Source organism: Clostridium sp. BJN0013 (assembly GCF_040939125.1).
GTDB lineage: Bacteria > Bacillota > Clostridia > Clostridiales > Clostridiaceae > Clostridium_B.
This window is the reverse complement of sequence record NZ_CP162495.1, coordinates 2,494,657-2,520,661: the sequence shown is the minus strand read 5'-3', so window position 1 is coordinate 2,520,661 and position 26,005 is coordinate 2,494,657. Positions and strand designations below refer to the sequence as shown.

Annotated in this window: 26 protein-coding genes and 1 other annotated feature; of the genes, 17 read left to right on the top strand and 9 right to left on the bottom strand. The window is 30.5% G+C overall.

What is annotated here, in order from left to right:
- Window positions 1-139: 139 nt before the first annotated feature.
- Together AB3K27_RS12810 and AB3K27_RS12805 are read right to left on the bottom strand one after the other, a co-directional pair.
- Window positions 140-1,432, bottom strand: coding sequence for an MFS transporter (locus AB3K27_RS12810; RefSeq protein ID WP_368487812.1), 1,293 nt, complete (start codon window positions 1,430-1,432; stop codon window positions 140-142).
- A gap of 229 nt (window positions 1,433-1,661) precedes the next feature.
- Window positions 1,662-2,150, bottom strand: a complete 489-nt coding sequence (locus AB3K27_RS12805) for a MarR family transcriptional regulator (RefSeq protein ID WP_368487811.1) — start codon at window positions 2,148-2,150, stop codon at window positions 1,662-1,664.
- A 361-nt stretch (window positions 2,151-2,511) separates the two neighbouring features.
- On the opposite strand from AB3K27_RS12805, the gene AB3K27_RS12800 reads away from it, so the two are divergent.
- From AB3K27_RS12800 to scpB, 7 genes are all read left to right on the top strand, one after another.
- Window positions 2,512-4,767: a PAS domain S-box protein gene (locus tag AB3K27_RS12800; protein WP_368487810.1), complete on the top strand. Its 2,256-nt coding sequence runs from the start codon at window positions 2,512-2,514 to the stop codon at window positions 4,765-4,767.
- A gap of 23 nt (window positions 4,768-4,790) precedes the next feature.
- Window positions 4,791-5,612, top strand: a complete 822-nt coding sequence (locus tag AB3K27_RS12795) for an EFR1 family ferrodoxin (RefSeq protein WP_368487809.1) — start codon at window positions 4,791-4,793, stop codon at window positions 5,610-5,612.
- 41 nt (window positions 5,613-5,653) lie between these two features.
- A complete protein-coding gene (locus tag AB3K27_RS12790; protein WP_368487808.1) occupies window positions 5,654-6,202 on the top strand; it encodes a pyruvate kinase alpha/beta domain-containing protein in 549 nt (182 codons plus the stop codon).
- A gap of 210 nt (window positions 6,203-6,412) precedes the next feature.
- Window positions 6,413-7,588 carry a D-alanyl-D-alanine carboxypeptidase family protein gene (locus AB3K27_RS12785; RefSeq protein WP_368491236.1) on the top strand — a complete coding sequence of 392 codons (1,176 nt, stop codon included), beginning with the start codon at window positions 6,413-6,415 and terminating at the stop codon, window positions 7,586-7,588.
- A 180-nt stretch (window positions 7,589-7,768) separates the two neighbouring features.
- Entirely contained in the window at window positions 7,769-8,968 is a 1,200-nt protein-coding gene (locus AB3K27_RS12780) for a CCA tRNA nucleotidyltransferase (protein WP_368487807.1), read from the top strand.
- A complete protein-coding gene (locus tag AB3K27_RS12775; RefSeq protein ID WP_368487806.1) occupies window positions 8,959-9,720 on the top strand; it encodes a segregation/condensation protein A in 762 nt (253 codons plus the stop codon). Before AB3K27_RS12780 ends, AB3K27_RS12775 begins: the two co-directional genes overlap by 10 nt.
- Entirely contained in the window at window positions 9,704-10,306 is a 603-nt protein-coding gene (scpB, locus tag AB3K27_RS12770) for an SMC-Scp complex subunit ScpB (RefSeq protein ID WP_368487805.1), read from the top strand. Before AB3K27_RS12775 ends, scpB begins: the two co-directional genes overlap by 17 nt.
- A 174-nt stretch (window positions 10,307-10,480) precedes the next feature.
- Here scpB and ytfJ read toward each other — a convergent pair whose 3' ends face one another.
- Window positions 10,481-10,927, bottom strand: a complete 447-nt coding sequence (gene ytfJ / locus AB3K27_RS12765; protein ID WP_368487804.1) for a GerW family sporulation protein — start codon at window positions 10,925-10,927, stop codon at window positions 10,481-10,483.
- A gap of 202 nt (window positions 10,928-11,129) precedes the next feature.
- Window positions 11,130-11,672, bottom strand: coding sequence for a DUF2953 domain-containing protein (locus AB3K27_RS12760; RefSeq protein WP_368487803.1), 543 nt, complete (start codon window positions 11,670-11,672; stop codon window positions 11,130-11,132).
- 144 nt (window positions 11,673-11,816) lie between these two features.
- On the opposite strand from AB3K27_RS12760, the gene AB3K27_RS12755 reads away from it, so the two are divergent.
- Complete coding sequence (locus tag AB3K27_RS12755) at window positions 11,817-13,025, top strand: D-alanyl-D-alanine carboxypeptidase family protein (protein WP_368487802.1); 1,209 nt, start codon at window positions 11,817-11,819, stop codon at window positions 13,023-13,025.
- 152 nt (window positions 13,026-13,177) lie between these two features.
- Here the strand turns inward: AB3K27_RS12755 and AB3K27_RS12750 are convergent, their stop codons facing one another.
- Both AB3K27_RS12750 and AB3K27_RS12745 read right to left on the bottom strand, forming a co-directional pair.
- Window positions 13,178-13,654: a hypothetical protein gene (locus tag AB3K27_RS12750; protein ID WP_368487801.1), complete on the bottom strand. Its 477-nt coding sequence runs from the start codon at window positions 13,652-13,654 to the stop codon at window positions 13,178-13,180.
- A 119-nt stretch (window positions 13,655-13,773) separates the two neighbouring features.
- Window positions 13,774-14,877 (bottom strand): PocR ligand-binding domain-containing protein, encoded by a 1,104-nt coding sequence (locus AB3K27_RS12745; RefSeq protein ID WP_368491235.1) that lies wholly within the window; start codon window positions 14,875-14,877, stop codon window positions 13,774-13,776.
- Between the two features lie 504 nt (window positions 14,878-15,381).
- Here AB3K27_RS12745 and AB3K27_RS12740 point away from each other — a divergent pair.
- The 7 genes from AB3K27_RS12740 (at window position 15,382) to rnfB (ending at window position 21,134) form a co-directional block, all read left to right on the top strand.
- Entirely contained in the window at window positions 15,382-15,795 is a 414-nt protein-coding gene (locus AB3K27_RS12740) for a SoxR reducing system RseC family protein (RefSeq protein WP_368487800.1), read from the top strand.
- A 232-nt stretch (window positions 15,796-16,027) separates the two neighbouring features.
- Entirely contained in the window at window positions 16,028-17,386 is a 1,359-nt protein-coding gene (gene rsxC, locus AB3K27_RS12735; RefSeq protein ID WP_368487799.1) for an electron transport complex subunit RsxC, read from the top strand.
- A 19-nt stretch (window positions 17,387-17,405) separates the two neighbouring features.
- Window positions 17,406-18,398, top strand: coding sequence for an RnfABCDGE type electron transport complex subunit D (locus AB3K27_RS12730; protein WP_368487798.1), 993 nt, complete (start codon window positions 17,406-17,408; stop codon window positions 18,396-18,398).
- Window positions 18,399-18,487: 89 nt separating this feature from the next.
- Window positions 18,488-19,036, top strand: a complete 549-nt coding sequence (locus AB3K27_RS12725) for an RnfABCDGE type electron transport complex subunit G (RefSeq protein WP_368487797.1) — start codon at window positions 18,488-18,490, stop codon at window positions 19,034-19,036.
- Between the two features lie 2 nt (window positions 19,037-19,038).
- Window positions 19,039-19,680, top strand: coding sequence for an electron transport complex subunit RsxE (gene rsxE / locus AB3K27_RS12720; protein WP_368487796.1), 642 nt, complete (start codon window positions 19,039-19,041; stop codon window positions 19,678-19,680).
- Window positions 19,680-20,261: an electron transport complex protein RnfA gene (locus AB3K27_RS12715; RefSeq protein ID WP_368487795.1), complete on the top strand. Its 582-nt coding sequence runs from the start codon at window positions 19,680-19,682 to the stop codon at window positions 20,259-20,261. Before rsxE ends, AB3K27_RS12715 begins: the two co-directional genes overlap by 1 nt.
- 15 nt (window positions 20,262-20,276) lie before the next feature.
- Window positions 20,277-21,134 carry an RnfABCDGE type electron transport complex subunit B gene (gene rnfB, locus AB3K27_RS12710; protein WP_368487794.1) on the top strand — a complete coding sequence of 286 codons (858 nt, stop codon included), beginning with the start codon at window positions 20,277-20,279 and terminating at the stop codon, window positions 21,132-21,134.
- A 76-nt stretch (window positions 21,135-21,210) separates the two neighbouring features.
- Here the strand turns inward: rnfB and AB3K27_RS12705 are convergent, their stop codons facing one another.
- The 3 genes from AB3K27_RS12705 to AB3K27_RS12695 form a co-directional block, all read right to left on the bottom strand.
- On the bottom strand, window positions 21,211-21,729 hold the full coding sequence (locus AB3K27_RS12705; protein ID WP_368487793.1) for a Gx transporter family protein: 519 nt from the start codon (window positions 21,727-21,729) through the stop codon (window positions 21,211-21,213).
- Between the two features lie 124 nt (window positions 21,730-21,853).
- On the bottom strand, window positions 21,854-22,510 hold the full coding sequence (locus AB3K27_RS12700; protein ID WP_368491234.1) for a DUF4397 domain-containing protein: 657 nt from the start codon (window positions 22,508-22,510) through the stop codon (window positions 21,854-21,856).
- Between the two features lie 95 nt (window positions 22,511-22,605).
- Window positions 22,606-23,073 (bottom strand): DUF4883 family protein, encoded by a 468-nt coding sequence (locus AB3K27_RS12695; protein ID WP_368487792.1) that lies wholly within the window; start codon window positions 23,071-23,073, stop codon window positions 22,606-22,608.
- 106 nt (window positions 23,074-23,179) lie between these two features.
- Between AB3K27_RS12695 and AB3K27_RS12690 the strand changes: the two genes are divergently transcribed.
- Both AB3K27_RS12690 and trpE read left to right on the top strand, forming a co-directional pair.
- Window positions 23,180-24,004, top strand: a complete 825-nt coding sequence (locus AB3K27_RS12690) for a Cof-type HAD-IIB family hydrolase (protein ID WP_368487791.1) — start codon at window positions 23,180-23,182, stop codon at window positions 24,002-24,004.
- 57 nt (window positions 24,005-24,061) lie between these two features.
- Window positions 24,062-24,384: a binding site (T-box leader), on the top strand.
- A 189-nt stretch (window positions 24,385-24,573) separates the two neighbouring features.
- Complete coding sequence (trpE, locus tag AB3K27_RS12685) at window positions 24,574-26,004, top strand: anthranilate synthase component I (RefSeq protein ID WP_368487790.1); 1,431 nt, start codon at window positions 24,574-24,576, stop codon at window positions 26,002-26,004.
- Window position 26,005: the final 1 nt, after the last annotated feature.

The window sequence follows — 26,005 nt, the reverse complement described above, 5'->3', positions numbered from 1 at the left end:
ATCATTATATGTGTAATGTTAGTGATTTATTTTTGATAAAAAGATAAAAATAAGTTATAATCTATAAATAAGAACAAAACTGACGCTGTGTCCTCAAAAAAGGGTGACTTTAATACACCCTCCGCTTGTCCGCTTTTCCTCAATCACTGTCAACCACCTGTTTCTCTGTTTGTTCTTTTATTAAATGGTCAATTCCATAGAAAATACGGTGGGTAAGAACACTAATTCCTATCATTATCAATGTGGCCACATGAAACGGGAGATATGTGCTGCTTCCTATCTTTTCAAATACAATACCATAGATGAACTGTCCAAGAGGATTTGTACACATGCAAATGCATATAACGCATGAAATGACTTTCCCAGTTAATTCTTTGGGCGTTAATATCTGAACATATGTCATCAGTTGAATTTGAAATATTGTTGACAATGCCACCAATAGGCCACATCCAATTACCATGATAATATAGATTTCCATCGGGCCTCTTAGTGTTTGTAGCGCAATCCCTCCTAAAAGAATGGACAACGCACATCCAATTAAGAGAAATGGATTTGCCTTTGATTTCAGTTTCTTTGATAACGCTCCTGCAAGCAGCCCACCTAATATAGCACCGGCAGCCATTACACCTTGCGCATATCCGTATAAGCGATTGGCGGTGTCAGGGGTAAATCCTAAGTGTTGTGTAATGATGACCGGGACTCCAATCAAAGTCAAAGAAGTCAAGAATAAACCAATGGAGGCAAATATTAAAGACATTTTCCACAGAACAGGCCGCTCTCTAAACATAAAACGAAAACTTTCTTTAAGGTCATTGATGCCAGTAACGAATATATTTCCATTTGCTTGCTTCTTTTCAAATGGAATATGGAGAAAGATTCCCATTATTATCGCAGATGCAAAAAAGCAGCCAATGCTTACATATAGAATAGGCGCTAATCCGACAATAGAAAATAATATACCGCCAATTACCGGCCCAACCATACTGGCCAGAGAGTTGATCAGATTAACAAAGGAATTTGCTTGCATGATGTTTTCTGTATCTACCAAAATAGGTATGCTTGCCTGAACTGCCGGCTGATATGCGCCTTGTATGCCATATAAAATAATCATTGTGACTGCCATAAGCGGTACAATATCTATTTTCCCCACCAGTAAGCAAAACAGGAGAGTAAGTATTGCTGTGCCAAAATCCAGAATCACCATGATGTTTCTTTTGTTAACACGGTCAGCAACGATTCCTCCTATCGGGTACAGGATAAGCATAGGAATAAAAGAGCAAGCCAAAATTGTCCCGAACAGGGCGGACGAACCCGTTTGATTTAATAGGTAAAGCGGGAGAGCATATCTTAAAGTTTGATTTCCGAATATGGAAATAATCTGGCCTATTGCGACAAGCATAAAATCTTTTGAAAATCTTGCTTTTCTTTGCATAATTGTAATACTCCTTTTGAACTGGATTTTGTGTCATCAGACACAAAAGTACTGTAACACATTTTTGTGTCCTTGTCAACAAAATAATAGCAATAAAAATGCAGCCTGTTCTCAATAGCGCCTGGCTGCATGTGGTTTCATTTTCATGATTCAAATTTATTGTGTTGTGGTTAGGCATTTTTGTATAATTTCGTATTCTATAATACGCTTCAAAAGGAGTATGGTGCAATTATAGTTTATCACAACATCCCGATGTAATATCTACACCCAGTTTCTTTATTTCCGCATCCAAATGCCTATTATACTTTTCCGTGAAACTAAGCATAATGTCAAATTGTTCCTCGGTTACCTGTTCAAATACAGCTTTATCTCGCTTTTGAGATTCTTTGTGCAATTCTTCATGGACTTTGTTAATTGCTTTCCCTTGTTCAGTAAGCCTAAAATAGATTTCTTTCTTGTTATCCGGCTTCTGGTAGCTTTCTATAAGGCCTTTTTTTATGAGCTTCTTAGTTAATTTACTTATGGCACTTCTTGTCATATAAGAGGACTCCGCGAGTTTTGTCACGTTGGAATCTACATTTCTTCCAATGTATTCAATACAATGTACTTCAGAAGGATTATAACCTTTAAGACTAACTTTCATCTTAAAGCTATCAAGCCAAATTCTCTTATTAAATATGTCCCAAAAACCCATTAGGACCTGTTCTTCTTTGTTCATGGTCTGTCCTCCTATCTGTTGGTGCATTAACAATATTATATTGAATTTTTGTGTCTTTGTCAACAATAATAAATCATTATTCTAGGAATTGAGTTTGCGGTTGGTCGCAGTTACCCTAGGATTACCCCTTTTTGTAGATATTTCTTGAATAATTTTAGAGAAGTCTTTGCTTTCCATATTCATTTTCTAAGAATTTTTTAATAATCTTAAAAATATTTATGAGTGTATTTTTACAAATCTGATTTTTTACATAGAAATAATATGAGAATTTATTACAATATATAGAATGGTTAGATATTTTAAGATATAATTATTAATATATCATATTTAATACATTAACCGTTAAAGAGGTGTTATACTGGTGAATTTTATTTTATCTGTTATTGTAATAATATTACTTTTTATAGTATTTAAAGGAAAAAGTAAATTATTAAAACTTAATGAAAAATTTGAACTCCAGGAAATGTATTTTGAGGAACTATTTAAAAATTTTCAAGAGGGAATTATTATATTAGATGATGAATATAGAATTGTAAACGTTAACCATTCTTTTGAAAGAATTTTTCAATATAAGGGAGAAGAGATAAAAGGAGCATTTTGGAATGATGTTATTGCAGAACCTCATGTAAAAGATACCTTTAAATTTTCTGATATAGTTATGCAGGGAGGTACTATTAGTTCAGAAAGCAAAGGAAAAAGAAGAGACGGTGTATTGATAGATGTAAATGTAGCTGCTTTTCCATTTATAATTAATAAAAGTCAAATTGGATTATGTATTATATATAAAGATATTGCACAGGAGAAAAAATCACAAGAGGAATTACAGTTGCAGAAACTTTATTTTAGCCGATTTTTGAAAAATTCTCCTGAGGCCATATGTATACTGGATAATGAGGATAGAATTATTGATGTAAATTCCGCCTTTGAAAAACTTTTTGGATATACTAAAGAGGAACTAGGAAATAATTATATAAATAATAAAATTGTGCATGTTGAAGCAATTGAAGAGGCTGAGAATATTTCTAAAAAGGTTATCAATGGAAATGTTATAGAATATGAAACTTTTAGAATGAAAAAAGATAAGAGTTTATTTAATGTACGCATACTTGCATGTCCCATATTCTGTGAAAATAAACAGATAGGAGTCTTCGGCATATATAAGGACATAACTGAACAGAAAAGATGTGAGGAAGAATTAAAGGATAGTGAGTATACTTTCCGAACGCTTTTTGAAAGTTCATCCGATGCAGTTATTATATTGGAAAATAATAAAATAATCGATTGTAATACAGCTGCTGTAGAATTACTAAAATATGATTTTAGAGCTAAAATAATTGGAAAAAGTTTCTATGAACTTTCTCCGGAAAGACAGCCTGATGGAAGTATTTCAAAGAGAAAACAAGAGGAAATACTGAGAGGGACTATTAAAAATGTTAGACTTAAATTTGAATGGTGGTATGAAAGAATTGATGGTACATTAGTACCTGTTGAAGTTATGATGACCACTATTTTGCTTAATAGAAAAAAAGTTTTTCATTGTATGTGTAGAGATATCAGTACATGGAAAGAAATGGAACAAAAGTTGAGATACTTAAGTTATAGGGATCAATTAACGTCCTTATACAATAGGAGATTTTTTGAAGAAGAGTTAAATCGAATGGATGCAAAATATAATTTCCCTTTAACTATTGTTATGGCTGATGTAAATGGTCTAAAACTTATTAATGATTGTTTTGGACATACTGTGGGAGATGAACTTCTTAAAAAAGTGTCGGAAGCTATAAAAAAAGGATGTAGAAATGAGGATGTTATTGTGAGATTAGGTGGGGATGAATTTGTGATTTTGATGCCTAGAACAGATTTACATAAAGCTAGACAAATTATAAATGATATCAAAGATATTGCATTAAAAGAAAAAGTGAATTCTGTTCATGTAGATGTTTCTTTTGGATATGAATGCAAAATAAATGGTGAGCAAAAAATTGAAGAAATTTTTAAAAAAGCGGAAGATAATATGTATAAGAAAAAGCTTTTTGAAAGTCCTATTATGAGGAAAAAAACTATAAATTTAATCATTAATATCCTCTACGAAAAAAATGAAAGAGAAAAAGAGCATGCCTATAAAGTTTCTGAATTATGTAAAAATATGGGGGAAGTCTTAGGATTGCAGAAAAGCCAAATTGAAGAACTTAAAATGTTAGGACTATTACATGACATAGGGAAAATAGCTATAGAAGAAAATATACTTGATAAAAAAGGAAAACTTACAGAAAGTGAATGGAACAAAATAAAAGAACATCCGGAAATAGGATATAGAATATTAAGCTCAGTTAATGATATGTCGGAAATATCTAAGTATATACTGGCCCATCATGAAAAATGGGATGGAAGTGGATATCCTAAATCTTTAAAACAGAAGGAAATACCTTTTCAGTCTAGAATAATAGCTATAGCAGACGCCTATGATGCCATGACCAGTAGAAGAAGCTACGGCAGTGTTTTACCAGAACAACTTGCCATAAAGGAATTACAAAAAAATGCGTATATACAGTTTGATCCAGAACTTATAGAAGTGTTTATTGGAAAAGTATTAAATGGGTGTTTTTTATTGAAATAAATAGGGAAGGATGAGGATATTCTATGAATAAAAAAATTAATACACTATATTTTAGTGCCACAGGCACTACTGAAAAAGTAGTATGTAAAATAGCAAGGGGTATTTTAAAAAATATTGGTAGTGAAACAATGAATATAAATAATATTGATTTTACATTACCAAAGATTAGAGAACAATTTGTTTCTTTTACAGGACAGGATATTGTCATTGTAGGGGTTCCTGTTTACGCAGGGAGAGTTCCAAATGTATTATTAGAGTATTTAAACTCTATTAAAGGAAATGGAGCATTGGCTGTCTCAGTAGTTGTTTATGGCAATAGAAATTATGATGATGCTTTAATAGAATTAAAGGATATACTTGAGTTAAATGATTTCAAAGTTATTGGGGCAGGTGCTTTTATAGGAGAACATTCATTTTCTAAAATTCTTGCCAAGGGTAGACCAGATGAAAAAGATATGATTATAGTAGAGAATTTTGTAGACAACATATGTAGGAAACTAACAACTGAACATGAAATAAAAACTTTAATTGTAAAAGGGAATAATCCTTATAGGAAATATTATAAACCTAAGAATAAACAGGGAATTCCTGTTGACATTAGAAAGGTTACTCCAAAAACCAATGATAATTGTACTGATTGTAAAATTTGCGTAAATGTTTGTCCTATGGGGTCTATTGATTTTAAGGATGTGTCTAAATTAAATGGCATTTGTATTAAATGTGGTGCCTGTATCAAGAAATGTCCCCATGGTGCAAAATATTATGATGATGAGGATTATTTAAGACATAAATATGAATTGGAAATTGATTTTGCCTCTAGAAAAGAGCCAGAATTATTTATATAATGTTTGTATAATTTAAATGAAGAAAAGAGGTATGAGTTGCTATGTATTTTAGCAAAAAAGGTAAAGAAAATACTAAAGATACTATTGATTTAGCTCTAAAAGCTGCCAGAGAAAAGAATATAAAGTATATTGTTGTAGCTTCTTCAAAAGGAGGTACTGCTAGATTGTTGGAAGATGCCAAGGATTTGCAAATAGTAGTTGTAACACATGCAAATGGCTATCCTGAACAGGGAAAAATGGAATTTCCAACAGAGGTTCGAAGTGAGCTTGAAAGCAGTGGAATAAAAGTATTAACTACTACTCATGTATTAAGTGGAGCCGAAAGAGGAATTAGTAAGCTTTTTGGTGGAGTTAACTCTGTTGAAATAATTGCCCAGACCTTGAGATTATTTGGCCAGGGTACTAAGGTTTGCGTGGAAATTGGAATAATGGCTTTAGATGCGGGATTGATACCTTATGGAGAGCCAGTTGTTGCAATAGGAGGCTCTGCTTATGGAGCCGATACTGCATTGATACTTACACCTTCTCATGCCAGCAGTGTATTTAGTAGCAGAATTCATGAAGTTATTTGTAAACCTTCTTATTATTAACTAAAAATTTAAAAAAATATATAATATACTTATATTTATAATTTAGTTTTTAGAAATAATCATTTTAAATACACCAGTATGGTATTTTCATATTGGTGTATTTTTTTTATGCTCTTATGTGATAATATTATTAATTTCGGGAAAAAATACATTTGAAGGGAGGAGAAAAATGAAATGAGAAAAAAACAGATTAGTTTTATTTTACTCAGTATGTTGTTAATAATGTTTTTTATAATAGGATTTGGGAGTACAGTAGTTAAAGCAAAAGCTTTAACTGAGGAGGATAAACAGGAAATTAAATCTATAAAAGCGGATTTAAATATAAATGCAAAATCTGCATTACTTATGGAGCCAGTAAGTGGTAAAATTATATTTGAAAAAAATGCTCACGAAAAATTAGAACCTGCTTCTGTCACCAAGATAATGGATATGCTTTTGACAATGGAAGCTTTGGATTCGGGGAAAATGTCCCTTTCAGACAAAGTTACTGTTAGTGAAAATGCAAAAAAAATGGGTGGAAGTTCCATGCTATTGGATACAGGAGAAGTTAGAAGTGTAGAGGATTTAATAAAAGGCATAGGAATAGCTTCTGGAAATGATGCTGCAGTTGCTGTGGCGGAATACTTAGGAGGTACGGAAGAAGCCTTTGTGCAACTTATGAACAAAAGGGCAAAAGAACTTGGAATGAATAGTACAGAATTTAAAAACTGCACAGGACTAAGTCAAGAAGGTCATTATACTACTGCCTATGATATAGCACTGATGTCTAGAGAACTTTTAAAACACCCTAATATATTAAAATATACAGGAACATATATGGAAACTATATCAGAGGGGAGAAAAAGTCCTATAGAGCTAGTAAATCATAATAAGTTAGTTAGGTTTTTCAAAGGCTGTGATGGCTTGAAAACAGGATTTACAAATTCTGCCCAATATTGTATATCAGCTACTTCAGTTAGAGATGGTGCTAGAATGTTGGCTGTAGTTATGGGTTCCCCTACTTATAAAGAAAGAAATAAAGAGGCAAGTATGCTTATGAATTATGGATTTTCAAAATATACTTCTATTGATATTTTGAAAAAAGGAAATGATATAGAAAAGGTTAATTTAAATAAAGGGGGAGACAGATTTTTTATGGCAAAGTCATCCTCAGATTTAAGGGTAGTAGTGGAAAAAGGAAAGGAAAATAAAGTTACCTGTAAATGTGTTATAAATAAAAATAAAAGACAGTATAAAAAAGGTGAAAAAGTTGGATATTGCGATGTATATGTAGATGGAGAACTTAAAGGTAAGGTAGATTTATATAGCGATAGAGATGTAAAAAAACCAGGTATATTAGGAAATTTTAAAGATAATCTTAAGAATATTGTAAATGGGGAAGTATAATATACATATATTTGTTATATAGTATAATAATACAAACGGGAAATTCAGATCTAGTTGCATTTTAAGATATTTAATTAAATTATAAGTTTAAAATATTAATATACTTGAAAGCCTAATTGAATTTCCTCCCAGCAATTTAATTGTATTTTTAGAAGTTTTGCGTTCTGAGGAGGGATGAGCATGGATATTTTAAAATCATTTACTAAAGATGAAGTAGAAATTATGAATGTAATAAGAAATTTATGTATAAAAAAGGGCATAAAAGCCTATATAGTAGGTGGGGCTGTTAGGGATGCAATACTTAAAAATAAAATAAAAGATATTGATATATGTATAAATGTCAATCCAAATAGTATTGCAGGGCAATTAAAAGGGATAAAATACTATAAATATTATGAAAATTTTCAAACAGCTACTTTAGCTTTTGAAAATGGGATTGGTATAGATTTAATAAGATGTAGAAAGGAATACTATAAAAAAGATGGAGAGCTTCCTATAGTGGAACCCTCAAATATATATGATGATTTGCATAGAAGAGACTTTACTATAAATTCACTGGCATATGATATGGTAACAAATAGTATATTGGATATTTATGGTGGCATAGATGATATAAAAAATAAAATTATTAAAAAAATACATTTTAATAGTTACAGAGAGGATCCTACTAGAATATTTAGAGCTATAAAATATTGTGTAAGGTATGGGTTTCATTTAAAAGATAAATGGGAAATAGAACAATGCATTAAGGAAGGTATTTTTAATACAATAAGTAATGATAGGATAATTAAAGAAATATATTCTCTGTGTTGTGAAATAAATTGGATAGAAAATATTTATTTGTGTAGTGAATTAAAAATATTTAATATTGATGGACAAGCACTGGAAATTAAAGATTCAGTTTACGGAAAAGATTTGATTTCTATCTACAAAAATATAGATATGAGAATTTTGAGGTTATTTTATTCACTAAGAGATGAAGTTTATGTTAACATATTAATAGAAAACTCAATTTTAAATAGAAAATTGAAGAGTACAATAAAATATTTTTCAGAAAGGCTGAAAATAATAATTGATTCCATGAAAAATACTTTAGATAACTATAAATTATATAATCTGTTAAAAAGCATGAATGACTATGAATTGACATTTTTAAGTTGGTATGATGAATTAAATTGCAAAATTTACAATTATACAACTAACATGAGTACCTATAAACTAAGTTTAAATGGCAATGATATAAAGACTCTTGGAATAAAAGAAGGTAAATTTATAAAGAAAATTTTAAATGACATAATGAAAGTTGAATTGAATACAGCATTAAAATGGAAAAAAGAATATTTATTAAAAAATATAGGAGAAATGTATAAATGCCTTTAAATATAAAAATAGAGAATTTTCAAGGACCTTTTGATTTACTACTTCATCTTATAAAAAAAAATAAGATGAATATATATGACATAAAAATTCATGATATCACAGAACAGTATATTCAATACATAAACAGTATGAAGGATATGGATCTGGAGATAACCTCAGAATTTATAGTTATAGCGGCGTCACTTATAGAAATAAAGTCCAAAATGCTTCTGCCTAAACCTAAATTGGATGAAGATGTTGAAGATGATGAAAAAGATCCAAGAAAACAACTGGTAGATAAATTATTGCAGTATAGGAGATTTAAAGTAGCTGCTGAATTTTTTAAGGAGAGATCATTAAATATAGGTAGAATGTATGGGAAAATGCCGGAAATAATTGAGATAAAAAATAAACCTGAAAATATGGAAGAAGTTTTGAAGGATATAAATATTGAAGAGCTATATGGAATATATAAGAAGCTTGTGGATTTGTATACAAGTAAATTAAATAAAGAAGATATGGTTAATAAAAATATAACTGTAGATGAATTTAAATTAGAAGATAAAATGGAATATATAATGGAAGTTTTAGAAAATAGAAGAAAGATTAAATTTTCCACTATTATAGAAAGCTGTTCTTTTAAAATAGAGAGAATTATAACTTTTGTTGCACTTTTAGAATTAGTGAAACTTAGAACTATATCTATAATGCAATATAAAAATTTTAGTGAAATTTATATAGAAAGGATAATTGAATATGGAGGACAATTTTAGTGAAAATATATATAAAACTGATGAAGGCGATATCTTATCCAAGGATAATTGTTTTTCTATAATAGAATCTCTTTTATTTGTATCTGGAGAGCCTCTTACATTAAAACAAATTGCATCTATAATAAGATGTAATATAGAATATACCAGGGATTTAATAAATGAGATGGCTCTTGAATATAAGAAATACCGTAGAGGTATAAAAATATTGAATAATGGTGATAAGTATAGTCTGGTTACTAAATCTGAAAACAGTAGTTATGTAGAAAAATTATTGGGAAATAATTCAAGACAATCTCTGTCTAGAGCAGCACTTGAAACTTTGGCTATTATTGCTTATATGCAGCCTGTAACTAGGATAGATATAGATGAAGTAAGAGGAGTAAAAAGTGATAGAGCACTAATGACTTTAATGGAAAAAAAGCTTATAGAAGAAAATGGGAGATTAAGTGTTCCAGGAAGACCAATACTTTATGTTACAACAGAACAATTTCTAAAGTATTTTGGATTGAATAGTATAAAAGAAATTCCTGGAATAGAGGATTTTATTAATAATTATGAATCAGTTTATAAAACAAGTAAATCTTAGAGAAACTTATAAAAGGGCGCAACAATAAGCATCTTTCACCTTGAAGAAACTGGATGTATTAGCTAATTGTAGCCTTAGGATAAAAGAAGAAATAGCATGTCAAAAATATTTTTCTTGACATGCAGCTAATTGATGTACTCTATCAAATGATTTCTAGATTCAGATGGAGTTTGATCATGAGTTTTTTTCTTTGACAGTTTCTTCTTTTTCTTCTTCTCTTTTATGTGTATTTTCTGATTTTTTACATTTGGAACTTCCCATTCCCTTAATTAAATCTATTATCTGAGGAATAGAATCTACTATTTTATCATAGGTATTATTTTGATTTAAGGATAGAAGTCTTATGGAGTCACCTTTGGTAACTAAAAAAGCCACAGGCTTTACTGTAACCCCAGCTCCAGAACCTCCTCCGAAAGGATATTCTGAATTAGATGTATCCTCATTTTTAGAATTGAACTCACTTCCTCCAGATATAAAACCTAAAGACACTCTTGAAATGGGTATTATAAAAGAACCATCTTTTGATTCTACCGCATCTCCTACTATGGTATTTACATCTATCATATCTTTCAAATTTTCCATGGTGCTTTTTAATAAGTTTTCTATAGGATGATTATCCATTGAAATTCCTCCTTTGAACTTTTAATAGTAAATTATAACTTACTCCTTTATCAAGTGATTCTTGGGTTCAGGTGGAGTTTGCTATAGAGAAATTCTTATCTCCATCTGAATCTTAGAAGAACTTATCCAGGCACGTAGCAGTGTTTATTTCCCTTTGAAGAAGATGGGAGTATTAGCTAATTGTCGCGTTCGGATAAATATTTTATGTATGAAGAGGATTTAGTTTTTTAAGCTTTTGTCTATATTTAGCTAAAAGTATACCTGTATATATAATTTTAGCTAAACTTATGTAAATTATACTATTTAACTGTATTTTTAAATGTAAATTGTTAAAGTCAGGAGTTATGTAAATTTGTTTTTGTTTTATGATGAATATTTTAGATAGAATATTTAAAGTTAATGTATTTATTAAGGGGATAAATCCATAAACTAAGGCTGTGTGAGCGGCTTCTTCAAGACCATAGGTAATTTTTATATTTATTTTGAGAGTAGATTTAAATTTTATTTCCCTAATAAAATTTAAATTATTTTTTATAGTAGTTATAAAAAAGGATAATTTATTCTTTATTCTAAGATGATCTAAAAAATATTTATCTTTAATTGATTTAATCTTATTTGCGATATTTAAATTATATATTTTAAAGGTAAAATTTTTTTTAGAATATTCTATTTTTATTTTTACGGGAAAAGGAATAAATAAAAGGATAATAAATAATGTAATAAATAAAAAAAAGAATAAGACCATAATTCCCTCCATTTAATAATATCTTTTTACTAATTTTTAACTAAATACAAAATTATATACTTATTTAGCAATAATTTTAATAGTAATATATTTATTTAAGGAAAAAATATTTAATACTATAAGTAGTAAGGGAAGGAGTAATTTATGAAAATTGTGAGATTAGAAAAAATCTATGTATATATAATAACATTCTTTATTGTATTTAATAATATATATTGCTATAATGTATTTGCAGAAGGAGAAGACAAGGCTTTTAAGGCACCTAATATAGATGCTAGATGTGCTGTAGCTATAGATAGTAATTCTAAAGTAGTAGTATATGAAAAAAATGCTTATGAATTGGTTCCAATGGCGAGCACCACTAAGATAATGACTGCTTTAGTAGCTATGAAGTATGGAGATTTAAATAAAAAATTAGATATATCCCCTAAAGCTGCTTCGGTAAGAGGCTCTACAGTAGGTTATAAAAAAGGTGAAAGTATATTATTAAAAGAACTTTTATACGGACTTATGTTAAGGTCAGGTAATGATGCCGCTATAGCTATTGCAGAAGGTATTAGTGGAAGTGTGGAAGAGTTCGCAGAACTTATGAATGAATATGCTAGTGAATTAGGGGTAATAAATACTCAATTTAAAACACCCCATGGACTTGATAGTGAAGGACATTATTCTACAGCTTATGATCTTGCTTTAGTTACTTCAATAGCTAAAAAAGAGCCTTTATTTAATGAAATTGTAGGTTCTAAAGATGTAGATGGAGAAAAAAATAAATTTACCAGAAGCTATCATAATATAAATAAAATACTCTGGCAGATTCCAGAGGCAAATGGAGTTAAAACTGGATATACTGGAAAGGCAGGAAAGTGTCTGGTTACTTCTGTAACTGTTCAAAAAAATGATATAATAATAGTAGTTTTAAATTCACCTAGAAGATGGGAAGAAACAAATAAAATATATGAGTATGTAAATAAAAATTACAAGTTTGTAAAATTATTTTCAAAAGATGATATTGCGGCAGAATTGAAGGTCAGTAAAAATAATCTAAAATTACAATGTGAAAGTGATATTATATTACCTATAAAAAATGGATTTAAATATACCACAAAAATTATAAAACCTCAAAAAATAGGATATACTGTAAAAAAGGGTGATAAAATAGGAATGCTTTGTGTATATGAAAATGATAAAAAAATATACAGCACTGCATTAATAGCTTCCAAGGATGTAAAAGTAAGAAGATTCATGCATAAAATTTTTGGCTTCAGGGGTAATGCAAATTCCCCTGAAGTTTTAACTAATTTTCAAATACCTAAATATCAAGCGATTCTTAGGTTCAGGTGGAGTTTACTATAGAGGAATGCTTTTCTCCATCTGAATCTTAGAAGAACTTATCCAGGTGCGTAGAAGTGTTTATCTTCCACTTTGAAGAAAATGGGAGTGTTGGCTAATTTTAGTATTCAAATAAAAATTCCAATATGTTAAGTGATTCTTAAATAAGTTTTAAATTAAAGGTAAAATAAATTTTTCTTTTTTGAATCTTCGTTTAAGTTAAATCTTTTTATTTCAGGTAAGTCCCTGTCTTTTATATTTTTAAGTATATTTTCTAGTAATTTCTCATTAAATTTAACCTTATGTTTTATACTCATTTTATTATCAATCCTATAGTCTATATAATCTGGAATATTTTGTACCACGTAGATAGGGAAAAGGTTTTCTATAGATCTATATATAAGTGCATATTGATATATTGAAGCATCTATAATATTGCCATTATATACATTGAAACAATGGGCAAAGCTTCTGCTATAGTTATCATTTACATGTAGACGTACTATACCTTGAACTGCAGGTACATCCATATTTACATGGTTACATAATTGATTTATAAGAGAAGCTATTAAAGGTCCATTATTTGAAATAATATATTTGTCTATACAGTATTTACAGACATTTTTAAAAAATGTTTTTTCCGCATTGTTCATGTCCATTCATCTCCTGTTGAGTAATTATATTATTAATTATTAATAATATAATCTATTTATTCTATACTGAAATAATTGATATTTAAGAATTTATTTGTCTTGTAGTTGAATTCAATTTTCTACTGTCTTTTAAATCTATCTATGTTGGAAGTTGCTAAATCATTTAATTTATCTGAAATTGATATAACCTCCTGCAAATTTGCATTGGTCTCTTCAATAGCAGATGTTTGCTGTTCTGTAGTTTCTAAAGTAGAATTTGATGTTTCTACAGTTTTATCTACAGATTCTTCAATCTTTTTAGTGAGATCGGATATTTTTATGGCAGTATTTTTGGAATTTTCAGATAATTTTCTTATTTCTGTAGCAACTACTCCGAAACCTCTACCCATGTCTCCTGCCCTAGCAGCTTCTATAGCAGCATTTAATCCAAGCATTTTAGTTTCATCAGCTATACTTTTTATGGAGTCTAGTATGGAATTAATTTCCATAGATATATTTTTTATATTAATAATTTCTTTATTTAAAGAATGTTGATTATTTGAAACATTAACTGAGGATGCTGACAATTCTTCCATTATGGCAGAAATCTGATCTAAATTGTCTGAAAGAACCTGAGAGGTTTTTTTTAATTGAAGTTCTTCATATCCTATTTTTGAAAGTGCATTTATAATAATATATAGTACTTCTGCTGCTGCTGTTATATTTTTTTTAGTAGTAATTTTTACCCTGCCTACAGCTTCTAAATATTTATTTTCATCAATACCTATTTCTTTTGCATTTTTTTTGTATATTGATTCTTCTGGAGCAGAAGTTAAAATCTGACCACCTAAAATTGTTCCAATCTGCTGATCTGCAACTAATATAGGTGCTGCAAAATCTATCAATCCAGCATGACAGGTGTAAACGTAAGGTTTTCCTGTTCTTGTTGCTTCCAGTCCTCCTATTTTATGGGATTCAGCACAGCGTCTGGTACCAATATCGGTGGATTGGGTGAGTCTTAAACAAAAATCAGTATAAGAGCTTGGCTTAGTTACAGGATTTCCATCCATATCTACAGTTACACTGGCAATATCCATACTTTCAGCAAAGTTATCCTGAAACTTTTGGAGTAGATCAATATCGATAATATCCTCTATCTTAAGTGAACTTATATCAGATTTAAGTGAATTTGCATCGGATCTAAATGAACTTATATTAGAGTCTATTTCCTTTTTAGTAATCATTTTTAACATAATTTTAACCTCCCCATAAAAATAATAGATTTGAGTTATAAAAACTGTTATATGTAATGTTTTATCATGCGATACTGTAACGTTTCCTCATGTTATAATAGCATATACTATTAATATATATTAGTATATACTATTATAATAATATATTTATATTATTCAAGTAAAGACTAATTTAGACTATTGTTGAAAAATATTGAGAATTTGCTAGATCAACTATAATATTAATTACATATAAAAAACTATTCAAAAAAACCCCCAAAAATTAAAAAATTAAAAAATAAAATGTGGACATTTCTATTATGAAATTTTAAAAAATGATGTATAATATATATTGAAAAGTTCAGGATGTTTTAAAATATTAATATTTAAAACTAAATTAGTACAGATATAAAAAAATTATGATACAGTATAAAAATTTATGATATAATTATAGAAATAAAGGAGTAATGTCGTATATTTAGAAAAGGTCAACAAATAAATAAGGAGATGTAATCAATGAAAAAGAAATCGGAAGGCATCGTAATTGAAACAGCAGAAGGCTTTGCTAAAGTTAAAGCAAGTAGACATGGGGATTGCAAGAATTGTGGTGCTTGTCCAGGCGATAATGCTACGGTGTTAGATGCTAAAAATCCTATTGGAGCAAAAGCTGGGGAACATGTTATTCTTGAAATGAGAGAACAGAATATGATAAGAGCAGCATTTGTGGTATATATAATGCCTATTATATCAATTTTTTTAGGGGTTCTGGTTGGAACGTGGATATTTAATGCTGTGGGATATTATGAAATGACATTTAAGGTAGTAGGTGGAATAGTGTTTTTTATTATATCACTTATATATATAAAAGTATTTGATAGGGCAACAGCTAAAGATGATGCTTCTAAACCTGTAATTAAGAAGATATTATAATTGGAATCAATTTTACAGATCCTTTTAAATTTTAAATATGTTTTTTTAGTTAAATTAGAGGAGTGTTTATTCTAATTTAACTTGTTATGTTGAATTTTATTTAAAGTATGTAATTTTATATTGGAGTGTAGATAATAATATCCATACTCTAATATAAAAATTATTTTATAATTTTAGTTTGTAAAAACTAATATTTTCATAATTAAAATTATTATCGAAAGAGGTGTTAAACGTGTTAAAAAGTTTTCTGGGTGGAGTACATCCTAATGATAACAAAAAGTACACTGCCAATAAGCCTATAGAAGTAGCACCTATACCTGATAAGGTATTCATTCCTGTTAGACAGCATATAGGTGCTCCTACATCTCCTATAGTGGAAAAAGGCGATGAGGTTAAGAAAGGGCAGCTTATTGCTAAAAGTGATGCTTTTGTATCAGCTAATGTACATTCTTCTATTTCTGGAAAAGTTGTAGATGTGGCTGAATATCCTCATCCCGGGTTTGGAAAATGTCTGACTATAGTCATCGAAAATGATGGCAAGGATGAATGGGTGGAAGGAATACCCACTTCCCGTAATTGGCAAGATTTAGATGATAAAGAGATAATGGATATAATAAGAGAAGCTGGCATTGTAGGAATGGGAGGAGCTACTTTTCCATCACATGTTAAGCTTTCACCTCCATCAGATAAAAAAGTAGAATTTTTTATATTAAATGGAGCTGAATGTGAACCTTATTTAACATCTGATTATAGATCTATGTTGGAATATACAGATAGGATAGTATCAGGTGTTAAAATTATTATGAAAATTTTAAAGGCAGAACAGGGATTTGTAGGTATTGAAGATAACAAAAAGGATGCTATTGAGGTTATGGAAAAAGCTTTTCAAGAAACAGGTGTACAAGTTGTTGCCCTTCCTACCAAATATCCTCAAGGGGCTGAAAAGATGCTTATAAAGGTTTTAACAGAAAGAGAAGTCCCATCGGGCAGACTTCCTATGGATGTAGGTGCAGTTGTTCAAAATGTAGGTACATGCATTGCAGTCAGTGATGCTGTAGAAAGAGGTATTCCGCTTATACAGAGGGTTACCACTTTAAGTGGAGGGGCTTTAAAAGAACCTAAAAATTTATTGCTTAGGATAGGAACCACTTTTAGATATGCTATTGATCTTTGTGGTGGATTTAAAGAAACTCCAGTTAAGGTAGTTATGGGTGGACCTATGATGGGATTTGCACAGTCTAATTTAGAAGTACCTGTAATGAAGGGTGTATCAGGAATACTTTCATTGTCTAAAAGTGATGTGAATACGGGAACAGAAACTGCATGTATTAGATGTGGTAGATGTTTAAATGCCTGTCCAATGAGCTTGAATCCAAGTATGCTGAGTATTCTTGGACAAAATAATCTATATAGAGAAGCTAAAGAAGATTACAACCTTTTAGATTGTGTAGAATGTGGCAGTTGTGTATATGTGTGTCCTGCCAAACGAAATATTGTACAATATGTTAAATATTTAAAGGCTGAAAATGCAGCTCAGGCAGCTAGAGACAAAGCTGAAGCAGAAAAAAATAAAGAGAAAGTTGCGAAATAATATAAGGGGTGATTGTAAAATGGCAGAAGCACAAACAAAAAAAGATATTTTCACGGTTTCATCATCACCGCATATTCGTTGTGATGAATCTATTTCTAAAATAATGTGGAATGTTAATTTAGCATTAGCTCCGGCAGCAATTTTTGCTATATATAACTTTGGCATTCCTGCACTAAAAACTATGATAGTAAGTATCTTAGCTGCTGTGATTACGGAATATGCAATTCAAAAAATAAGAAAGAAACCTGTAACTATTAAAGATGGAAGTGCTTTTTTGACAGGACTTTTACTTGCTATGTGTCTCCCACCGGGAATTCCTGCTTATATGGTTGCTATAGGATCTTTTATAGCTATAGCAATAGCTAAACATTCTATGGGAGGACTTGGATATAATATATTTAATCCAGCTCATATAGGAAGGGCTGCTTTAATGCTTTCATGGCCTGTGGCTATGACTACATGGACAAAGATTACTACCAGTGTAGATACGGTAACTAGTGCTACCCCTCTTGGAATTTTAAAACTTGATGGGTATTCAAAGTTAGTTGATACATTTGGAGGAACAGGAGCACTTTATAAGGCATTATTTATAGGTACTCGTAATGGCAGTATAGGAGAAACTTCTACAATATTGCTTGTTTTAGGCGGACTTTATCTTATATATAAACGTTATATTAATTGGCAGGTTCCTGTAATAATGATTGGAACTGTAGGCATACTCACCTGGGCTTTTGGCGGAACTTCAGGATTTTTCACAGGAGATCCTATTTTCCATATGATGGCAGGTGGATTGGTTTTTGGTGCTTTTTTTATGGCTACGGATATGGTTACTATACCTATGACGGTTAAAGGACAAATTATTTTTGCTATAGGTGCAGGAGCTCTTACCTCCCTTATCAGATTAAAAGGTGGATATCCTGAAGGTGTATGTTATTCAATATTATTAATGAATGCAGTTACTCCTTTAATAGACCGTTTTATACAGCCAGTTAAATTTGGCGCCAGGAAGTAACTTCTTAATGGATAATAACCAAAATAGCACATTGGAGATTACTAAAAATTTAACAATCCCAGTTAAATTTGGGACAAGGAGGTAGGCTCATGGAAAATAAGAACAGTGTATTTAAGATTACTAAAAATTTAACAGTTACATGTTTTATAGCTGGAATTATAATTGCTGTAGTTTATTATATAACTGCACCAGTGGCAGCACAAAAACAAATTGAATTGAAGAATAAGACTATGCAGACCTTAGTTAAAAATGCAGATGATTTTAAATCTGTAAATGGCAAGACAGATTGGTATGAAGCAAAGCAGGGAAGCAATACAGTTGCGTATGTAGTACCTGCAGAAAGCAAAGGATATGGTGGGGCTATAACTATGTTAGTTGCTGTTACTCCAGATGGAAAAGTAATAGGTTTCAGTATAGTATCCCATAATGAGACTCCAGGGCTTGGAGCTAATGCCTCAAAGGATTCTTTTACTGCACAGTTTAAAGGGAAAACAGCTGATGATTTATTAGTTGTAAAAGATAAATCCAACAATAAGAATATTCAAGCTATGACAGGAGCTACAATTACTTCAAGGGCTGTAACTAAAGGAGTTAAAGAGGCAGTTCAAGAGGTTACTACATTTACGGGGGGTAAATAACTATGAAAGGATTATGGAATATATTTAAAAAAGGATTAATTGCGGAAAATCCTATACTTGTCCTTGCACTTAGCTTGTGTCCGGCGCTGGCAACAACTAGTTCTGCTATAAATGGTTTGACTATGGGACTTTGCGTATTGTTCGTTATAACTTGTAACAATACAGTGGTTTCTATAATTAAAAGATTTGTAAATCCTAAGGTTCGTGTACCGGTGTATATAACCTGTATAGCAACTATAGTTACAGTGGTGGAACTTGTATTACAAGCTTACGCACCTGTATTGTACAGTCAATTAGGCATATATTTGGCATTGGTAGTTGTATTTGCTATAATACTTGCCCGTGCGGAAACTTTTGCTTCTAAAAATCCTGTAATACCGTCCTTCTTTGATGGACTGGGTATGGGATGTGGATTTACTTTAGCCTTAGTTTTAATAAGTATAATACGTGAATTATTTGGGGCAGGAACTATATTTGGTATACATGTAATGTGGGCTTCTTATAATCCGGCTTTGATTATGATACTTCCACCAGGAGCTTTTATATTGATTGGATATTTAGTATCTGTAGTAAAAGTTTATAATCAACACGTGGAGAAAATTAAAATGAAAAAATTAGAAAAATTAAGTAGAGGTGAAGCATAATGTCTGCCTATTTAACTTTGTTTATAAGTGCAGTAATTGTAAATAACTTTGTTTTAACAAGGTTTCTAGGACTTTGTATATTCTTCGGAGTTTCTAAGAATTTAGATGCTTCAATAGGTATGGGTATGGCTGTTACTTCAGTTATTACTTTAAGTTCCATGCTTGCTTGGGTAGTTTATAATTTTGTATTGGTACCTTTTAATCTAGTATTTTTAAAAACTGTAGTTTTTGTACTTTTAATTGCAAGTTTTGTACAACTTTTAGAAATTATTATAAAAAAACAGGCACCTGCACTGTATAATATGTGGGGAATATATCTTCTTTTGATAGCTACAAACTGTATTGTACTAAGTGTGCCACTTATAAATGCTGAATCTAATTATGGATTTTTAGAAAGTGTAGTTAATAGTATAGGTTCTGGTCTGGGGTTTGCCCTAGCTATAGTTTTAATGGCAAGTCTTAGAGAAAAATTAAGATTAGCGGATGTACCTAAACCTCTAGAGGGTCTTGGAGTAGCTTTTATTCTGGCAGGAATGCTGGCTTTGTCCTTCATGGGTTTTTCAGGCATGATTTCGCTGTAGAAAGGGGCTGGTGAAATGCAGACAGTAATTATGGTTTTAATAGTAATGACCATTATAGGACTTTTGTTTGGACTTATTTTGGGCTATGTAGATAAAAAGTTTGCAGTGGAGGTAAATCCACTTATAGAATTGGTGGAAGACGTGCTTCCAAAGGGACAGTGCGGAGGATGCGGATATGCAGGGTGTAAGGCATATGCAGAGGCAGTTGTGTTAGATGAAAGTGTTCCCCCTAATCTTTGTGTACCTGGAAAGGAAGAAGTTGCAAAGGCTGTAGCAGAACTTACCGGTAAATCTGCGGGAGATGTTGAAGCAAAAGTTGCCCATGTAAGATGTTCAGGAGATTTGTCAAATACAGTAAAAAAATATAATTATAAAGGAATAAAGGATTGTACTGCGGCAAATTTACTTCAGGGAGGACCTAAAGCTTGTCAATATGGATGTTTAGGTTTTGGAACTTGTGTGAAACATTGTCCTTTTGATGCCTTAACTATGGGTTCTAAAGGCTTACCGGTAGTTGATACGTATAAATGTACAGGTTGTGGTTCTTGTACAACTGTTTGTCCAAAGAGTGTAATTCAGTTAAGGTCTTTAGGTTCTAAGGTTGCAGTTAACTGTAATTCTAAAGATAAGGGAGCAGAAGTACGTAAATCTTGTAAGGTAGGATGCCTTGGATGTGGATTATGCTTAAAAAATTGTTCTTATGGGGCTATTAAGCTGGAAAATAATTTAGCAGTAGTGGATCACCATATCTGTATTGAAAAATGCAGTGAAGCTACTTGTCTTGCTAAATGTCCTACAGGAGCCATTAAAAAAATTATAAGTGCTATGGATTTGCAAGAGCAAAGTAAAGAAGAAGCTGCGGCAAATTCATAATTAGATGATAAAAACATGCTGCAGAAAAAACTGCGGCATGTTTAATTCCACCTGAACCTCTGAATTACTTGATTGATCAGGAATCTAGGAAACTTTTAAATATGGGAATTTTACTTAAATTGTCCATTAGGAATTTTGTACACCAGCCTATAAAATATCCTGTTATTATGGCAGATATTAAAAGCACAGGCAGGTATATATATATTTTGAAGTCCTGAATTATAATAGATGCTATTAATAACTGACCTATATTATGAAATATGGCGCCGCATATGCTTATAGTCCAAAGACTCATGGAATTTTTAAAATATTTATATAATATAATCATAACTAAATTGCTTAAAATTCCACCAGCTATGCTGAACATAAATGCGGTCATTGTACCGTTGAACATTGAACCTAAAAGAGTTCTTAAAAGCATTACCAGTAATGCTTCTCTCCAACCTAAAAGTATTAAAGTGGCCAGTGATACTGTATTAGACAGCCCTAATTTTATTCCTGGAAATAACACTGGAATCTGTGCCTCTATTATATATATAACTAAAGCCATGCCCGTTAAAAAGCTTAAAAAAACTAATTTTTTTGTTTTATTCATTTTTACACCTTAAGTATTTTTATTATAGAAAATTGCCACAAATGATCTAGTTATGATTTTACTATAATAGAGGTTTATTTACAATGTTTATTGTAAAATTTAGCTTTGTAAAAATACGGATTAACTAAGAACCAATGTAACTGTTGCCATCAAGAGGAATTAATACTTGAAGTTCAGGTGGTTTAGATAGATTTCCTACAGCATATATGGTATAAAATCTATCTCCACGTAACCGTATATTAGGTACATATAGAATTCTTTCTCCGGAATTAGAAGCTCTAGCTTCTATGGTATAGGTTCCAGGATCCACGGGTATATATGAAGTTATCTGTTTATAAGATACATTTGAAAAAAGTGTATTACCATTAGGAAGAACTATATTTAGGGTAGGTGCCTCAGGGGAAAGATGACCAAATCTTATAAATGTTTTACCTGGAATTTTAGGACGGCGTATATCTTCTATAGAGAGTAAGTCTATATTTGGATATTCGTTTATAGCAGCCAGGGTAAATATTTTTTCTGGAGATATAAATAAGCTTTTATCTATAAGTGGATTTACAGTATTTCCAGAAGGAAATACCTTTATATGGTATGTTCCAGAAGGTATAGTTACATAATCTGAAAAGTATTTATACAATAGATTTCTAAATATAAGCCTATCATTTAAATATACATCTATTGCAGGAGAATTTGGACTGGCATTTAAAAATCTTATGTGGGATACAGCTCTAAATTTAGGAGCCCTATAAAAATTCCGGGCACAATAAGGACAAATGAACATTGGTAATTCACCTTTCATAAATTTATACAATAATAATATATGTATATAACTATATCTGTGATACAATTATATGAGATTTGTAAAAGAGAATTCTGTTAATATTGTTTAAAAAGGTATTTACCTAAATAATATAAATTTAAAGAGGCTGGAATATCACTTATGTCTATATAGTCCATAGAATATTCTCCATCCCAGGGATAAATACACAGATATTTTTCATTATATACATCTATTAATAATTTTTCTTTATCAAAAGTAAAAGTAATTCTATAGGCAGATTTTTCTGGTAGATTTTTGGGCTTGTTGATAAAATTCTTTTTTTTAAGGGAGGATAACAGGTTTTTTATATCTTTAATATTATCTTTATCTAAATTTATTTCATCGTGGAAATTATTTTCTTCCATAGCACATTTTAATGGAGAAGATAAAGATAGATTTTTAGCAAGCAGGTTTGTGTAATAAAAATTGTTTGGCTTTTGAGGGCTAAACATACCATTGTTTAATTTATAACTAAGTACTACAAGTAAAATAATCGGTATTAATAATAATAAAAATTTTTTCAATTTATATCACACCTGACATAGAGTATTATAATAAAATTTATGTTTTTATTTTGAAGGTTATACCTTAAATTCAATAATATATTTAATAAAAATAGGAGGTGTACATATGAATTATAAAATTATTGCAGTAGATATGGATGGAACCCTTTTAGATGACGAAAGGTTGATACCAGAATATAATAAAAATATGATATATAAGGCCATAAAATTGGGAGTAAAATTTGTTATTTGTTCAGGAAGACCTCCTATGGCATTAAAATTTTATTCTGAAGTAGTATTTCCTGGTGAACCTATAATATGCTGTAATGGAGGGGTGATAATAGGTGAAAATAGAAGTATTATTAAATCAACTCCTTTGAATAAATACAGCTTATTAAAAGTTATAGATATATTGAGAGAAGAAAAGGATACCTATTATCATTTTTATGACGATTTTGGACTTTATAGTGAGCAATTTAGGTATACTACTAAAAAATTTTATGATATTAATAATAGTTACAGTGAAAAATTTAAAATGAAAATTACAATTATAAAAAATTCAAAGACATTTATAAAACATTGCAAGTGTAATATAACCAAAATAGTAGTTATTGATGAGGATGTAAAATATCTGGAAAGGTTGAGAAATAAAATAGCTAAAGTTCCCGGTATAACAACTACAAAGTCGGATCTGTATAATATTGAAATAGTCAGCAGAGGTGTTTCAAAAGGCAAGGCTCTGGAATTTTTGGCAGATTATTATAATATATCTATGGAGCAGTGCATAGCTGTAGGAAATGATGAAAATGATAAAAGCATGATTAAAACTGCAGGCCTTGGGGTAGCTGTATTTAATTCCAGGGAAATTTTGAAAAAATCTGCAGATTATATTACAGAAACAGATAATAATAGTGGTGCTGTGGGAGAAGTTATAAAAAAATTTATATTGTAAAATATATTGACAACTATAAAATTTAGTTTTATAATCTTAATTAACAAATTTCAAAAAGTAAATCCTATGAGCAGAAGTAGTAAGTGTTATAATTTAGGATAAGAGAGTCTGAGAGGGTGGAATTCAGATGCTAATGTTAATACTGAATGGATCTGTAAGGTGTGATGTGAATTAGTAGTAGCAATATCCGGTAAGTCTACCGTTAAAAAGACAGGGTATCGAGAATACTTCTCCGTACCTTAAAGAGAGAGTTTTATTTGGGTGGCTAAGAAAATTCAGCATTTCTTCCTAAAAGGGAGAAATGCTTTTTATTTTAATTTTTACCATCTAGTATAAGATTAATATGGGTGGTACCGCGGAAAATACACTTCGTCCCTTTTGAGGACTGAAGTGTATTTTTTTATCCGAACGCTAGAATTAGCTAACTCCATATTCTTTAAAGTAGGAGATAAGCGTGGCTAACGCATCTGGATAAGTGCTTCTAAAATTCAGCTGGAGATAAGCATTTCTCTATAGCAAACCCCATCTGAACCTAAGAATTACTCGATTAACTTTGGAGGTGAAAAAATATGTTAAATATAACTGAAAGTGAATTTAATCTATTAAAAAATAATAAAGATGCATTTCCTGTAATTTGTAAATTTAATGGAGATGAAATAACACCTATAAATATATTTTACAATGTAGAAGGTGAAAATAAAATAATAATGGAAAGTGTGGAATTTAATGAACAAAAGGGAAGATATTCTTTTATAGCATGTAATCCCTATATGGAAACAAAGAGTTTTAAAAATGATATATTTGTAAAAGATAAAAATTCCCACTGTAAATTTAAAGGGAAAATAATGGATTTTGTAAAAAAATATATGGATATAAATTATAATACAAATTCACTGGAGATACCTTTTACTGGGGGGGCTATTGGATATGCCGGATATGATGTAATAAAACAATATGAAAATATAAGAGATGATAATGAAGATGATTTGAAAATTCCTGAAAGCTATTTTATGTTCTACAAAAATTTAATATGCTACGATCATCTAAAGCATAGGCTGATCTTAATATATAATGTGTTCCCGGAGGATAATGTAAGTTATTTAGAGATCAATAATTATTTTAAAAAATTATACAAGCAGATCACTGAAAAAATAGAGGTTCATAATATTTCTAATAATTCAAAAGTAGCAGAGTTTACCTCCAATTATACTAAGGATGAATTTTGTAGAAATGTAAAAAAAGCTAAAGAATATATAAAGAATGGAGATATATTTCAGGTGGTGCTCTCTCAAAGATTAAAATGTAGGACTGAACTTAGGGCCTTTGATATTTATAGAAAGCTGAGGTATGAAAATCCATCCTCCTACCTTTTTTATATGGATTTTAAAGACTTTCAAATAGTAGGTTCTTCCCCGGAAAGGCTTGTAAGTGTGCATGGAGATAGAGTTAGTACTAATCCTATTGCAGGTACAAGAAAAAGAGGAAGTAGCAGGGAGGAAGATGAAAAACTAAAAAATGAGCTTATAAATGATGAAAAGGAAAGAGCAGAACATGTTATGTTGGTGGACCTTGGAAGAAATGATATAGGAAAAGTAAGTGAATTTGGAACTGTTGAAGTTACAAAATTTATGGAAGTACAGAAGTATTCCCATATTATGCATCTGGTATCTGAGGTCTCAGGAAAGCTGAAAAGAGGAATATCAAGTTTTGATGCTTTTATTTCCTGCCTTCCTGCAGGTACAGTATCTGGGGCACCTAAAATAAGGGCTATGGAAATAATAGATGAAATTGAAGATAAAAAAAGACTTCTCTACGCAGGAGCGGTAGGATATTTTTCTTATAACAAAAATATGGATACTTGTATTGCCATAAGGACAGTAGTTATTAAAGACAATTATGCCTATATACAAGCTGGAGGGGGTATAGTATATGATTCTGATCCTGAATTAGAATATGAGGAATCTTTAAATAAGGCAAAAGCATTGATGGAGGTGGTATAAG

Excerpts from the sequence above, each read along its gene's own strand:
- ytfJ (WP_368487804.1), bottom strand. The coding sequence starts at position 10,927 with ATGGATAATCATCCTATAGAAAACTTATTAAAAAGCACCATGGAAAAT.
- AB3K27_RS12785 (WP_368491236.1), top strand. The coding sequence starts at position 6,413 with ATGTTGTTAATAATGTTTTTTATAATAGGATTTGGGAGTACAGTAGTT.
- AB3K27_RS12795 (WP_368487809.1), top strand. The coding sequence starts at position 4,791 with ATGAATAAAAAAATTAATACACTATATTTTAGTGCCACAGGCACTACT.
- AB3K27_RS12730 (WP_368487798.1), top strand. The coding sequence starts at position 17,406 with ATGGCAGAAGCACAAACAAAAAAAGATATTTTCACGGTTTCATCATCA.
- scpB (WP_368487805.1), top strand. The coding sequence starts at position 9,704 with ATGGAGGACAATTTTAGTGAAAATATATATAAAACTGATGAAGGCGAT.
- AB3K27_RS12715 (WP_368487795.1), top strand. The coding sequence starts at position 19,680 with ATGTCTGCCTATTTAACTTTGTTTATAAGTGCAGTAATTGTAAATAAC.
- AB3K27_RS12755 (WP_368487802.1), top strand. The coding sequence starts at position 11,817 with ATGAAAATTGTGAGATTAGAAAAAATCTATGTATATATAATAACATTC.
- rsxE (WP_368487796.1), top strand. The coding sequence starts at position 19,039 with ATGAAAGGATTATGGAATATATTTAAAAAAGGATTAATTGCGGAAAAT.
- AB3K27_RS12760 (WP_368487803.1), bottom strand. The coding sequence starts at position 11,672 with ATGGTCTTATTCTTTTTTTTATTTATTACATTATTTATTATCCTTTTA.
- trpE (WP_368487790.1), top strand. The coding sequence starts at position 24,574 with ATGTTAAATATAACTGAAAGTGAATTTAATCTATTAAAAAATAATAAA.
- AB3K27_RS12690 (WP_368487791.1), top strand. The coding sequence starts at position 23,180 with ATGAATTATAAAATTATTGCAGTAGATATGGATGGAACCCTTTTAGAT.
- AB3K27_RS12700 (WP_368491234.1), bottom strand. The coding sequence starts at position 22,510 with ATGTTCATTTGTCCTTATTGTGCCCGGAATTTTTATAGGGCTCCTAAA.
- AB3K27_RS12810 (WP_368487812.1), bottom strand. The coding sequence starts at position 1,432 with ATGCAAAGAAAAGCAAGATTTTCAAAAGATTTTATGCTTGTCGCAATA.
- rnfB (WP_368487794.1), top strand. The coding sequence starts at position 20,277 with ATGCAGACAGTAATTATGGTTTTAATAGTAATGACCATTATAGGACTT.
- AB3K27_RS12750 (WP_368487801.1), bottom strand. The coding sequence starts at position 13,654 with ATGAACAATGCGGAAAAAACATTTTTTAAAAATGTCTGTAAATACTGT.
- AB3K27_RS12790 (WP_368487808.1), top strand. The coding sequence starts at position 5,654 with ATGTATTTTAGCAAAAAAGGTAAAGAAAATACTAAAGATACTATTGAT.
- AB3K27_RS12780 (WP_368487807.1), top strand. The coding sequence starts at position 7,769 with ATGGATATTTTAAAATCATTTACTAAAGATGAAGTAGAAATTATGAAT.
- AB3K27_RS12740 (WP_368487800.1), top strand. The coding sequence starts at position 15,382 with ATGAAAAAGAAATCGGAAGGCATCGTAATTGAAACAGCAGAAGGCTTT.
- AB3K27_RS12725 (WP_368487797.1), top strand. The coding sequence starts at position 18,488 with ATGGAAAATAAGAACAGTGTATTTAAGATTACTAAAAATTTAACAGTT.
- AB3K27_RS12745 (WP_368491235.1), bottom strand. The coding sequence starts at position 14,877 with ATGATTACTAAAAAGGAAATAGACTCTAATATAAGTTCATTTAGATCC.
- AB3K27_RS12775 (WP_368487806.1), top strand. The coding sequence starts at position 8,959 with ATGCCTTTAAATATAAAAATAGAGAATTTTCAAGGACCTTTTGATTTA.
- AB3K27_RS12805 (WP_368487811.1), bottom strand. The coding sequence starts at position 2,150 with ATGAACAAAGAAGAACAGGTCCTAATGGGTTTTTGGGACATATTTAAT.
- AB3K27_RS12705 (WP_368487793.1), bottom strand. The coding sequence starts at position 21,729 with ATGAATAAAACAAAAAAATTAGTTTTTTTAAGCTTTTTAACGGGCATG.